This is a genomic window from Nocardia sichangensis (assembly GCF_047200615.1).
Lineage (GTDB): Bacteria > Actinomycetota > Actinomycetes > Mycobacteriales > Mycobacteriaceae > Nocardia > Nocardia sichangensis.
Genome location: NZ_JBJZOK010000017.1, coordinates 129,117 through 141,672, shown reverse-complemented (window position 1 = coordinate 141,672; position 12,556 = coordinate 129,117). Strand labels below are relative to the sequence as shown.

The 12,556-nt window shown below is 69.4% G+C and carries 10 protein-coding genes; 5 read left to right on the top strand and 5 right to left on the bottom strand.

The genetic code is table 11. The annotated features are described in order from the left end of the window. Positions 1–56 precede the first annotated feature (56 nt). The gene (locus ACL03I_RS23610; RefSeq protein WP_412806973.1) at positions 57–1,550 is read left to right on the top strand and encodes an amidase; all 1,494 of its coding nucleotides are present in this window, start codon (positions 57–59) and stop codon (positions 1,548–1,550) included. Here the strand turns inward: ACL03I_RS23610 and ACL03I_RS23605 are convergent. From ACL03I_RS23605 to ACL03I_RS23595, 3 genes are all read right to left on the bottom strand, one after another. Continuing rightward, complete coding sequence (locus ACL03I_RS23605) at positions 1,540–2,427, bottom strand: LysR family transcriptional regulator (RefSeq protein ID WP_355079169.1); 888 nt, start codon at positions 2,425–2,427, stop codon at positions 1,540–1,542. The two genes, ACL03I_RS23610 and ACL03I_RS23605, sit on opposite strands and share 11 nt — an antisense overlap. Before the next feature lie 427 nt (positions 2,428–2,854). Then, the gene (locus ACL03I_RS23600; protein ID WP_355079167.1) at positions 2,855–3,688 is read right to left on the bottom strand and encodes an SDR family oxidoreductase; all 834 of its coding nucleotides are present in this window, start codon (positions 3,686–3,688) and stop codon (positions 2,855–2,857) included. Further along, on the bottom strand, positions 3,685–5,289 hold the full coding sequence (locus ACL03I_RS23595) for an aldehyde dehydrogenase family protein (RefSeq protein WP_355079165.1): 1,605 nt from the start codon (positions 5,287–5,289) through the stop codon (positions 3,685–3,687). The genes ACL03I_RS23600 and ACL03I_RS23595 overlap by 4 nt, the downstream gene beginning before the upstream one ends. A gap of 185 nt (positions 5,290–5,474) precedes the next feature. Here ACL03I_RS23595 and ACL03I_RS23590 point away from each other — a divergent pair, with 185 nt between their 5' ends. Next, positions 5,475–6,788: a PucR family transcriptional regulator gene (locus tag ACL03I_RS23590; RefSeq protein ID WP_412806972.1), complete on the top strand. Its 1,314-nt coding sequence runs from the start codon at positions 5,475–5,477 to the stop codon at positions 6,786–6,788. Between the two features lie 13 nt (positions 6,789–6,801). Here the strand turns inward: ACL03I_RS23590 and ACL03I_RS23585 are convergent, their stop codons facing one another. Continuing rightward, positions 6,802–7,068, bottom strand: coding sequence for a DUF2277 domain-containing protein (locus ACL03I_RS23585; protein WP_067794607.1), 267 nt, complete (start codon positions 7,066–7,068; stop codon positions 6,802–6,804). Between the two features lie 165 nt (positions 7,069–7,233). On the opposite strand from ACL03I_RS23585, the gene ACL03I_RS23580 reads away from it, so the two are divergent. Beyond that, complete coding sequence (locus ACL03I_RS23580; RefSeq protein ID WP_355079160.1) at positions 7,234–8,067, top strand: DUF1266 domain-containing protein; 834 nt, start codon at positions 7,234–7,236, stop codon at positions 8,065–8,067. Here ACL03I_RS23580 and ACL03I_RS23575 read toward each other — a convergent pair. Further along, positions 8,047–8,991 carry a hypothetical protein gene (locus ACL03I_RS23575; protein WP_397275271.1) on the bottom strand — a complete coding sequence of 315 codons (945 nt, stop codon included), beginning with the start codon at positions 8,989–8,991 and terminating at the stop codon, positions 8,047–8,049. The genes ACL03I_RS23580 and ACL03I_RS23575 overlap by 21 nt on opposite strands. 360 nt (positions 8,992–9,351) lie before the next feature. On the opposite strand from ACL03I_RS23575, the gene ftsH reads away from it, so the two are divergent. Both ftsH and folE read left to right on the top strand, forming a co-directional pair. Then, the gene (gene ftsH, locus ACL03I_RS23570) at positions 9,352–11,736 is read left to right on the top strand and encodes an ATP-dependent zinc metalloprotease FtsH (protein ID WP_355079156.1); all 2,385 of its coding nucleotides are present in this window, start codon (positions 9,352–9,354) and stop codon (positions 11,734–11,736) included. Between the two features lie 117 nt (positions 11,737–11,853). Further along, a complete protein-coding gene (gene folE / locus ACL03I_RS23565) occupies positions 11,854–12,495 on the top strand; it encodes a GTP cyclohydrolase I FolE (RefSeq protein ID WP_379250824.1) in 642 nt (213 codons plus the stop codon). Positions 12,496–12,556: the final 61 nt, after the last annotated feature.

Here is a 12,556-nt window from a genome sequence, read left to right as displayed (position 1 = left end):
GGCTCGACAGTGGATCACCCGATTTCGACAACGACGCGACGGGGGATGACCAGCACATGTCCGACGAGGCCGCAATCATGGCGGACGGCTCGATCTCAGCGGGAAACGCCGCTCCGCACACCGCCATTCCGAACGCGAAGACCGGCGAGCCGATGCCCGCCCGACTGCTGGGAGCCGTCGCAGACGCGCGGCCCGACGGCGCTCCGGAAGCCGAGACCGCACTCGAACGCGGCCCGGCCGCGACGATCGCGGCGTGCGTGCGAGACGGCCTGCTGCACCCCGGGCAAGTGGCCGCGGATGCCGGGACGCGGATCGCGGCGGCGGACCGGAAACGACATGCCTTCAGCGTCCTGCGTGCCGAACAGGCGACGGCCGAGTCGGTCGGCCTGATGGAACGCGACGACCTCGACGTGCTGCCCCTGGCCGGTGTACCGGTCGTGGTCGAGCACGGTGTTCCCCTCGCGGGCGAGCCGATGCCGTGGGGGCCGGTGGCCGCCGCGGATCACCACGTGGTGGCCAGGCTGCGCGCCGCGGGAGCGGTGGTCATGGGCCTCGTCGCGGCTCCCGAGCCGAGTCGGTGGGTGACCAGCGCGGGCACCGAGCGTGTCATCCGCAATCCGTGGAACCCCACGCGCTACGCGGGTAGCGCGGCCGGAGCCGCGATCGCGGCCGGACTGGTTCCGGTGGCGCACGGCTGCGACGGCCTCGGGGAGGTGCGGGTCGCGGCCGCGTGCTGTGGAATCTTCGGGATCAAGCCGGGGCAGTACACGGTCCCCGCTGCGGGCCCGTGGTCGAGCCTGGTCGAGCACGGTGTCCTCGCGACAAGCGTGGACGACGCCGCGCTGGCGTTGTCGGTCCTGGCGGCGCGACCGGACCTAGCCGAGGTGGATCCACCCGGCCGACTACGTATCGGGCTGGCGGTGGATCCACCTTCTCGCCTGTTGCGCGTCGACCGCCGCTGGACCGCCGCGGCGCGCAGGGCGGCCTCGGTGGCCGCGGCGGCAGGCCACTCGGTGGAACCGACCGCGCTACCGTACGGAAACGCCCTGCTCGCGGCCTCGCTACGCTGGCTGGCCCTCGGCGCCCGCGAGGCCCCCGCGCTACTCCAACCCGGCCGACTACCGCGGAGAGCCCGGCACCGCGTGGCTCTGGGCCGGACGGTGCATCGGTTGAGGCTCGCGCGTCCCGCCCAGATCGACCGGGTGGAGGCGCGACTACTGGAGTTCTTCGAGCGTTACGACGTGGTGATCACTCCCACGCTCGCCGCCCCGCCGCCGACGGCGCGGGCCTGGCACTTCCGCAATCGTCCGGCCACTCTGCTCGCCGGCGCGCGGTTCGCACCCTTCACTCCGCTGTGGAATCTGGTCGGCTGGCCCGCCGCCTCCGTTCCCATGGGCATGCACTCCTGGTCGGGTACGCCGGTGGCCGCTCAGCTCGCGGGACCACCCGGTAGCGAATCCACCCTGCTACGGCTGGCCGCGCAATTGGAGACGCGCCGTCCGTGGCAGCGCACCGCCCCCGAGACCCCGCCGGGCCGGTTCAGACGCTGACCGGCGACTGCTGCGCCGCGAACCCGCCATCGACGGCTCGTCCGGCGAACTCCAGGATTGTCGGCCGGTTGTCGTCGGCCCGCCAGGCCACGGCGAGCTCGCACGGCGCCAACCCCGACACGGGACGCGCGGTCAGCCCGGGCCAGCGGTACATCGGCACGTTGTTCTCGGCGAGCAGGCACACGCCGAGGCCGAGGCTCACGGCTTCCAGCTTGTCCTCCGCGGTCGCGGCTTCGGCGCCGATCTTCGGCGGACGGCCGCCGCGTCCGTCGTTGCCGAGCCAGAAATCGCGCACCGCACCGGCTTCGGTGGGCAGTGCGACGAACGGTTCGTCGAGCAGATCGGCGAATTCGATGGTCTCCGAGATCGCCAGCGGGTGGTTTTCCGGAAGCAGCACCCAGCGCGGTTCGGTGCGCAGCACCTGCCACCGGTAGCGGCTCTGGTCCGGCAACGGCAGCCAGACCAGAGCGAGATCGGCCTGCCGACCCGCCAGGCCGCTGGAGGGATCGGTCCAGGAAGCCGCGTGCAGTGCGAGACGATGTCCGCTCGCGCTCTCCAGATCGCTGAGCAGACCGCGCCCGAGTGTCGATTGGATGCCGACGCGCAACACCTCGCCCGCCTCCTGCAGCGAGACGTTGGTGACCTCCCACAACTCCAGGATCTTGCGTGCGCCTTCGAGCAGTTCCTTGCCCGCGACGGTCAACGCGACACTGCGCTGGTTGCGGTCGAACAGGACCACGTCGAGCTGACGTTCCAGCTGCCGGATCTGACGCGACAGGGTGGGTTGAGCGATGTGCAGCCGCTGGGCGGCGTTGGTGAAATGCAGTTCCTCAGCGACGGCGACGAAATACCGCAGGTCGCGCAAATGCGGGTCCATAGCCCCTTGCTATCAGAATCGGTCCGGAATTTCCAGCCTTATCAGGCCGAAAAGTTCGGATACTGGCGCCGAAACAGTCGGCAGGTTTGTTAGGGACAGCATATTGCCTGCGATGGTGCTGCGCACCAGGCGGATAGCGAATTTTCGGCATGCCGTGGCCGTTTACCGTCGGGTTCTTCGATTTGGGCAGTTGACCAGCATGAACGAGAGCGAACCGGGAGTCTTTGTGGCGGATTGTGGACGCGTTTGTGGCCGCCGAGGATCGGCTGAGAATTTGCCGCTGACCGGCTTCGCGATGTCAGCGAGTGCGAGCGTGATTTTCCTCACAATGCCGTCGGTGTGTGGGGCTCCCGATGTGCCCCCGAACACGACGGGCGCCGCGGCCGAGACGAATCCCAGCCGCGGCGCCCCTGCTTTCCCGCCGCGCTCACGCGCCGCGCGCGCGCTCCTCGTAGGCCTTGCGCTTCTCGGCGTCGACGTCGTCGAGGAAGGCGCGGCCGGATCCGAGCGCGCGGCCGATGCCGTCACCGAGCGATTCCGGCAGCAGGCCGACGAACTGGGCGATGAACCCGGCCACCGCGGTCACCCTGACCTTCGACTTCGGCGCGACGATCAGCTTCGCGACGGCGTCGGCGATCTCCTCCGGCTCCGCGGCGCGCAGCAGCTTGGGCGCGGTGACGCCGGATCCGAGCTCGGTGTTGGTCAGCGTGGGCAGTACCGAGGAGAAGCGCACGCCGGTGCCGCGGTACTCCTCCCGCAGCGTGTCGGTGAAGCCGAGCACCGCGTGCTTGCTGGCGTTGTAGGTGGCCAGGCCGGGGATATGGGTCTCGCCGGCCAGTGAGGCGATGTTGATGATGTGCCCGCCGCCGCGCGGCAGCATCCGGCGCAGCGCCAGCTTGCAGCCCAGGATCACGCCGTAGACGTTGATGTCCAGGATCCGGCGGGTCAGCGGGTCCGGCTCGTCCACCAGCTTGCCGGTCGGCATGATGCCCGCGTTGTTGATCAGCACGTCGATCGGGCCGAGGGTGCGCTCCACCTCGTCGAGGAAGCCGTCGAACGACTCCTGATCGGTAACGTCGAGCTTGCCGTAGAGCTCGAAACCTCGTGCCGTGCCCGACTCCTTCACCGTGGTCTCGTCGATATCGCCGATCGCGATCTGCGCGCCGAGAGCCTGTAGCGCGGTCGCGGTGGCGAGTCCGATGCCGCGTGCCCCACCGGTGATCACCACGACCTTGCCGCGGATCTGCTTCGCTTCGGTCACTTGTCGCCCCCTTTGAGCTTCAGCAGGGCCGGAAGGTCGAGGCGGCGCAGCCCGCGGGCGCCTGCCGCGCGCATGGCGCCGAGCGCGAACAGCAGCTTCGGCATCGAGTACGGGTACCAGAACAGTTCCTTCTGCTGCGTCGGCAGGATCGGCGTGGTGATCGCCTGCTGGCGGCAGTACTTGCGCACGCCGTTCGCGCCGCCCCAGCGGGCGCCGACGCCGGACAGCCCCCAGCCGCCCATGGGCAGGGCGTAACTGAACAGGTTGGCGAAGACGTCGTTGATGTTGACCGCGCCCGCGTTCAGCTGCCGTGCGATCCGTTCGCCCCGCTCTTTGTCGCCGGTCCACACCGAGGCCGACAGGCCGTACACCGAGTCGTTGGCCAGCCGGATCGCCTCGGACTCGTCGGCCACCTTCATCACCGGCAGCGTCGGGCCGAAGGTCTCCTCGGTGACGCAGGACATGGTGTGGTCGACATCGACCAGCACGGTCGGCTCGAAGGCGGTGCCGAATCCGGCCCGCTTGCCCCCGGTGAGCACCTTGGCGCCTGCCGCGACGGCCTCGTCGACGTGGCGCTGCACGATGGCCGCCTGATTCTCGTTGGCCAGCGCTCCCACGTCGTATTTCGACTCGCGCCCGTCCAGGCCTTGGCGTAGCGCCTGCACATTGGCGGTGAGTTTGGCGACGAACTCGTCGTACACCGGCGCTTCGACGTACACCCGCTCCACGGAGATGCAGACCTGGCCGGAGTTGAACATGCCACCGAAGGCGATGCCGTGCGCGGCGCGATCCAGGTCGGCGTCGGCCAGGACGATCGCCGGATCCTTGCCGCCGAGTTCCAGGCTGTAGGGCACCATCCGTTCCACGCACGCGGCGGCGATCTTGCGGCCGGTCGCGGTGGAACCGGTGAACTGGATGTAGTCGGCGTTGCCCACCACGGCCGCTCCGGTCGCGCCCGCGCCGGTGACCACCGCGAAGATCGGCGGCGCGCCGATCTCCGCCCAGCCTTTGGCCAGTTCGATCGCGGACAGCGGGGTCACCTCGGAGGGCTTGAGGATGACGGCCGCCCCGGCCGCGAGCGCCGGGATCACGTCCATCACCGGCATGGCCAGCGGGAAGTTCCACGGCGTGATGACGCCGACCACCGGATAGGGCCGGTAGACCGTGGTCAAGCGTTTGACGCGGGCCAGCGGGCTGTGCGGTGACGGGTGGTCGTCGGCGAGGAACTTCGCCGCGCGGCGGGCGTAGTAGCCGATCAGATCGGTCGCGAAACCCGGATCGATCAGGGCGTCCACCCGGGGCTTGGCGGTCTCCGACTGCAGCACGGCGGCAAGGCGGTCGGTGTTGTCGATCAACCAGTCCTGGAACTTCAGCAGCCAGACCTTGCGCCCTTCGGGGCCGATCGCCTCCCACTCCGGCTGGTACAGCCGCAGTTCGCGGACCTTGGCCGCGACCGCGTCCGCGGTCTCGTCCGGCACCGTGCCGACGACCTCGCCCGTGCCGGGATTGCGCACTTCGATGACGGCGGGACCGTCCTTCTTCGCGGTCGTTTCGCGTGCCCGCGCCTTCTCGGTCGCGGGCGCTGGTTCGGTGTTGGTCACTGCTGTTCTCCCACTGACGTCGTGTTGAACCGCGGTCTGCTGACTGCTGTGAGGCAGGCCACTGAACTATGATCGTGACACAATCCGAACAGACTTTCTTGGCCCAGATCATCAAGGAAAACGGGTGATTTTGTGTCCGTGAGACAAGCGGTGGTTCGGTATCCGCCGAGCCGGAGGAGAGGGCGATGACCGTTGGGCCTTCGCCGGGCGCCGCGGCCAGGCCGAGCCCCGCACCCGACGAAGTGCGCGACTGGCTCGCGGAGTACGTCTACGAGACGGCGCGCGCCGAAGTGCTCGAACGCATCGTCACCCGGCTCGACGACGTGATCATCGCGCGCATCCCCGAACTCGCCGATCGCGATATGCGCCGCGACCTCGCGGCCAGCACCAGGGCGCACGCCAGGATCGTGCTCAGCCGCCTGGCCAGCGATACCTTCGAGTTCTCGCTCCCGGAGGAGGCGCACGCGTTCGCGCGCAGCGTGGCCAGGCGTGGTTTCGAGCTGCGGTTGCTGCTGCGGGTCTATCACGTGGGCATGGAGGCGGTGCTGGACTACATGACCGAGGTCGTCGAGCAGCGGCGGGCGACGCCGGAACTCGAACGCATGGTGCTGCTGCGGCTGTTCGAGCGGGCCACCAAGTGGATCAGCACGTCGGTCGAGTTGCTCACCGACACCTACATGGAGGAGCGCGAGCAGGTGCTGCGCGCCGCCTTCAACCGTCGCGCCGAGACCGTCCGAGCGCTGCTGGACGGCGAGCACGTGGACGTCGATCAGGCATCGGTGCGGCTCGGCTACCGGCTCTCCCAGCGGCACCTGGCCTTCGTGCTGTGGACCGACGAGCCGACCGGAGAACCCGCAGGCGCGGAGGCGGAGGCGACCGGACTGCTGGATCGGGTCGCGGCGCGGCTGGCCGCGGCGCTGGGCAGCGCGCGGCTGCTCACCGTTCCCTCCGGCGCCAGCGCGATGTGGGCGTGGGCCGGATCGGACGACGGGGAACACGGCGCCGAACTCGCGGTGCCGGGCGAAGCGGAGCGGCTGACCGCGGCGCAGGTCGATGCGCCGGTACGGGTGGCGTTCGGTGTGCCCGCCGCGGGGATCGCCGGTTTCCGTCGCAGTCATCGGGAAGCGGTCGCCGCGCGGCAGGTCGCGGAGCGCGCACCCGCGGGCGGGCGGCGCGTCACCGGGTATCGAACGGTGGAGATCGCCTATCTGGCCGGTGCGGACGAAGCGGCCATGCGAGGACTGGTCGAGCGGGAACTGGGCGCGCTGGCGGCGCGCGACGGGAACGCCGCACGGCTGCGCGAGACGCTGCACGCCTATCTGCGCAGCCAACGCAGCCCGGAGGCCACCGCGAAGGTGCTCGGCGTACACAAGAACACGGTCCGCTACCGCGTGCAGCGGATCGAACAGCTATTGGGATATCCGATCGAAGAACGCGGTCTGCCGCTGGAGATCGCGCTGGTGTGCGTCGCCGTCTACGGCGCCGACGCACTGCCCTGAACCGGCCGCCTGTCTACTCTCCCGCCGCGGCCTCCCGTGCGGCGATCCGGCGCAGCGGCGGTTCGGTGGTCGGGGCCACCCTGCGGTCGGGTAACTCGGCGAGCAAGGTGGTGGTCGCGTTTGCGATGGCCGCGACGGCCTTGTCGACGGCCGGTTTGGTGGTCGAGCTCAGGCCGGACACGCCACCGACCTTGCGCACGTACTGCAGTGCGGCGGCATAGATTTCCTGCTCGGTTGCGGCAGGCTCCAGACCACGCAGGACGGTGATGTTTCTACACATGCGAGCACACTAGCCCCAGATCACGACATGCGTCAGCGCAAGAACCAACGGAGTCCGAAATCGATTCGCCCTGCGGACGCGCCCGCGGTCCGGCGTCGCGACCGACAGAGGTGGCCGTCCGCGAATCCCGCGCGTACCCCGCGCGGGATAGGGAACAATCGGGGCATGTCTTCGCGCGGCGTACCCACCTTGACGACCTTTCCGTACGCGGAGCTGGACGAGCGGGAGGAAGACCACTGGTCCGGCGCCGCGGTATCCGACGACGAATTGCGGGCGCTGGCCCTCGGCGCCTTCTATTCCGCGCGCTGGGACGCCTTCCATGACGCGCTGCTGCTCGGCCCGGAACGCGCGCATCCGCTCGGTGACCGGCGTGAACTGGCCATCGACACACTCACCGGCGCGTGGGGCATCACCGATGGCACCGAGGCGCAGGCGTCGATGGAGCAGTTGCTCGACGGCATGCACGCCCCGCTCTACGCGCTGGTGCACCCGCTGGTGACGGCCTCGATCAACGCCAGTGAGCGCGATCGCTTCGGTGAGCGCGCCGACCGGCACCGGGCGTTCCTGCGGCAGGTCGGAGCGTTCCGGGGGATGGACAATCCCGAGGCGCTGGTCCGCGACTACGACATCTGGTCGCAGGCGATCAAGATCGGATTCACCGACCATCTGGCGCGGCCGCTGCCGGGTGACATCCACGCCTGGGATCTGGCCAGGGTCGTCGCGGTGGCCAGGATGGCCTACACGGCCGGGTACCTCGACGCCGACGTGGCCTGGAGTTATCTGGCGCGCGCCCTGCCGCTGGCCCAGAGCAAGTACCGCAACTGGCGCCAGTTCGGCGACGCCTACCTCACCGGCTGGACCTATTGGCAGGCCTGCGAGGACTTGGCCGAGCTGAAGAACGGCGGCGTCGACCGCCGCAAGGAGCTGCTGCGGCTGTGGCTGCGTCCGACCAGCCCGTGGCGGCGGATCGCGCTGAACTCAGCTCCCGTCGGGGAGTGAACGCAGGATTCCGCGGCCGTAACGTTGGAACTGCGCGTCGTCGACCATGCCGAGGGAGTGTCGCTCGACCAGCAGTTCCCACTCCGAATACAACTGCGCCACACCGGGATCCGCGGGGCCAGCGGCGCCGTCGGCGGACTCCCGGCGTACCGCGAAGTTCACCGCGCAGATGACCCGATCGGTGTCGGCGCGGTCGACGCCCGCGAATTGCAGCGTGCGGCTGCCGTCGTGTACCTCGGCGCCGGTCGCGCCGCGTCCGGGGCCGATCTCGCCGCGCCCCGCGGTGGGGGTATCGGTCACGCGAGCCCATACGACCACGGGAATCGGGAGTTCGTACGCGTACCGGCTGTCGCCGATCGCGATGAACAGCAGCCGCGTCGTCGTGGCGGCGAGCAGGCCGGAGCCGCTGCCCGCCGGAGGGTGCGCGACCGCGACGGCGGTCTCCAGGACGTACTCGTCCGGCGTCACGTAACGATGCAGAGCCGCTATCGCATGCTTCGCCTCACGGCGCGGCGACATCCTGCGCGTCGCCCGTTCCACGTCCGCGCGGGTGGGGCCGCCACGTCCCCAGGTGGGGGGAGGCGGGCGCAGGTCCGGCGCCGCCACGTCGATGCGCTGGGTGGCGAGGATGTGCGCGTTGATGCGGTCGACGATTTCGGTGGCCGCGGGAACGTCGTGCTCGGCGATGATCACCGGAAGTGGCGTGCGGTCCGCGGGGACGCCGGTGAGCACGGGCGTCGGGTAGCGCAGATAGATCTCGATCACCACCGCGTCGTCCGCGCGCCGGTTCAGCCGGACCTTCAGCAGGTCGGAGACCGGGACATCGAGCACGCGCTCGCCGTCGGACCCGGGCCGCAAGACGATCAACCTGCCGCGGCCGTGACGCAGTATCGCTGTGGGTGTTCGTAACTCGACTATGTCCATACCCCCTGCGCTCGTGTCTGGTCTGCGGCGCTCCCGGGGCCTTTCGTGGTGTGCGAGCTACCGCCTACGTGCCCGTCGCTCGCGCCGCGATGTTGTGTCGTCGCTCACGATAGGCCGAACATGCCATGATTGTTGCCACTTGGAGGAAGCCGAACCGGAGACATCGGGAACCACCGTCGATCCCCGGCCGTTTACCTCTTTAACTGCACCTGCAGCCGAACTACGCGATGTATCGAGTAGACCGTACGCGGTAACGTGGCTTGTCCGCATCCGAACCCCTGCGGAACCGGACGCGCCAGACGCATCGCTAGGCAAGAACCGGAGACACCGGAAAGGACTGGCCGCCCCGGCCGACGCTCTATGAACCGCAAGACAGTGTTTCGCACCCTGGCCATAGTCTCGGGCATCTTGCTCGTGATCTATGCGTTCAGCTACTTCGGCAACGACACGCGGGGCTGGAAGAGCGTCGATACATCGGTTGCCCTGAGCCAGCTCGAGAACAAGAGCAACGTCCAGAACGTCCAGATCGATGATCGCGAGCAGCAGCTGCGCATCGAGCTGAAGGACGGCAACGACGCCACCGGCGGACAGAACAAGATCATCGCGAAGTATCCGGGCGGTAGCGAGACCTCCGCCCAGATCTTCTCGGCCGTGAAGAACTCCGGCGCCCCGTACAACACCGTGGTCAAGCAGGAGAGCTGGTTCACCCAGATCCTGCTGTTCGTGCTGCCGATGGTCATCCTGCTCGGCCTGTTCATCTTCGTGATGGCCCGCATGCAGGGCGGCGGCCGCGGCGGCATGATGGGCTTCGGCAAGTCGAAGGCCAAGCAGCTGTCCAAGGACATGCCCAAGACCACGTTCGCCGACGTGGCCGGAGCCGACGAGGCGGTCGAGGAACTCTACGAGATCAAGGACTTCCTGCAGAACCCGGTCCGCTACCAGGCCCTCGGCGCCAAGATCCCCAAGGGCGTCCTGCTCTACGGTCCGCCCGGCACCGGTAAGACCCTGCTGGCCCGTGCCGTCGCGGGCGAGGCAGGCGTGCCGTTCTTCACCATCTCCGGTTCGGACTTCGTGGAGATGTTCGTCGGCGTCGGCGCCTCCCGCGTGCGCGACCTGTTCGAGCAGGCCAAGCAGAACAGCCCCTGCATCATCTTCGTCGACGAGATCGACGCGGTCGGCCGCCAGCGCGGCGCTGGCCTCGGCGGCGGTCACGACGAGCGCGAGCAGACCCTCAACCAGCTGCTGGTGGAGATGGACGGCTTCGGCGACCGCACCGGCATCATCCTGATCGCCGCCACCAACCGCCCCGACATCCTCGACCCGGCGCTGCTGCGTCCCGGCCGCTTCGACCGGCAGATCCCGGTCGGCAATCCGGACCTCGCCGGTCGCCGCGCCATCCTGCGGGTGCACTCGCAGGGCAAGCCGATCTCCCCGGATGCCGATCTGGACGGCCTGGCCAAGCGCACCGTCGGCATGTCCGGCGCGGACCTCGCCAACGTCATCAACGAGGCCGCGCTGCTCACCGCCCGCGAGCACGGCGCGGTGATCACCGGCGAATCGCTGGAGGAGTCGGTCGACCGCGTGATCGGCGGCCCGCGCCGCAAGAGCCGGATCATCAGCGAGCACGAGAAGAAGATCACCGCCTATCACGAGGGCGGCCACACCTTGGCCGCCTGGGCGATGCCGGACATCGAGCCGGTCTACAAGGTCACCATCCTGGCGCGCGGTCGCACCGGCGGCCACGCCATGACGGTGCCCGAGGACGACAAGGGCCTGATGACCCGCTCGGAGATGATCGCCCGCCTGGTCATGGCGATGGGCGGCCGCGCGGCCGAGGAACTGGTGTTCCACGAGCCGACCACCGGCGCGTCCTCCGATATCGACCAGGCAACCAAGATCGCCCGGGCGATGGTCACCGAGTACGGCATGAGCGCCCGGCTCGGCGCGGTCCGCTACGGCCAGGAGCAGGGCGACCCGTTCCTCGGCCGCTCGATGGGCATGGGTTCGGAGTATTCGCACGAGGTGGCGGGCGCGATCGACGTGGAGGTGCGCAACCTGATCGAGGCCGCGCACACCGAGGCGTGGGCGATCCTGAACGAGTACCGCGACGTGCTCGACGACCTGGCCACCGCGCTGTTGGAGCGGGAGACGCTGCACCGCAAGGATCTCGAGCAGATCCTCGCCTCCGTGCAGAAGCGCCCGCGGATCACCGCGTTCAACGATTTCGGCGAGCGCGTCCCCTCGGACAAGCCGCCGGTGAAGACCCCGGGCGAGCTGGCCGCCGAGCGCGGCGAGTCGTGGCCGCCGGAGCCGGTGGTGAAGCCGGTGGCCGCGTCCGCGCAGCGCGAGCCGCAGCCCGCCAACGGGTATCCGCCGCATGAGAGCGGTTACGGCGCTCCGCCGCAGTACCCCCGCCCGTCCGCGCCCGGCTACCCGCTGCCGCAGGCGCCCGCTCCGGCCTATCCGCGCCAGGGCACGCACGGTTCGCGGCCGGACTACGGCGCTCCGGCGGGCTGGTCCGCTCCCGGCTGGCCGCCGCGCGACGAGCCGCAGCAGGGTCAGCCCGGCTGGGGCGACCCGCAGCAGCCTCGGCACGGCTATCAGCCGTGGGGTCCGCAGGGTTCGCCCGAAGGCGGCTATGACAGGGACGGGTACGGCGACCACGGCGGTTACGACGAGCCGCGCCGGACGAATCCGAACGGCGAGGGCGACGGTGATTGGGATGGACCGAACGGTCGTCACTGACCTGTGACGATTAGGCTCGACCATCTGGGGTGCCGAGAGATTGCCGGCGCCCGGGGAGTTTGGAGGTGTCCTCGATTGTCGGCCAACGAGTATGGCGGTGGTCACACCGTCGCCGAACTGGACAGTGCGGAGCACAACGGCATCGACATCGGCCTGTCGGAGCCGGGCCTCGTGGCACTGGAAACGGGCAGGTCGTTCGATCAGGCGCGAGCCGAAGCGGCGGTACGGGAGTTGCTGATCGCCGTCGGTGAGGACCCGGACCGGCCCGGCCTGCTCGACACGCCCGCCCGGGTCGCGCGGGCCTACCGGGAGACGTTCGCCGGGCTCTATGTGGAACCGGATTCGGTGCTCAACACCACGTTCGACGAGGGCCATCAGGAACTCGTACTGGTCAGGGACATTCCGATGTACTCCACCTGTGAGCACCACTTGGTGTCCTTCCACGGTGTCGCCCATGTCGGGTACATCCCCGGTCCGCACGGCCGGGTCACCGGCCTGTCCAAACTCGCCCGCCTGGTCGACCTGTACGCCAAGCGCCCGCAGGTGCAGGAGCGGCTGACCAGCCAGATCGCCGACGCGGTGATGCGCAAGCTGGACCCGAGGGGAGCGATCGTCGTGGTCGAGGCCGAGCACCTCTGCATGGCGATGCGCGGCATCCGCAAGCCGGGCGCGAGCACGACCACCTCCGCGGTGCGTGGACTGCTGCAGTCCAACGCCGCCTCGCGCGCCGAGGCGCTCGATCTGATCCTGCGGAAGTGAGCGGGCCCGCGGTGTCCGAACCGAGGCGCTTCGAGAGCCTCGCCGCCCGCGACGGGCGCTC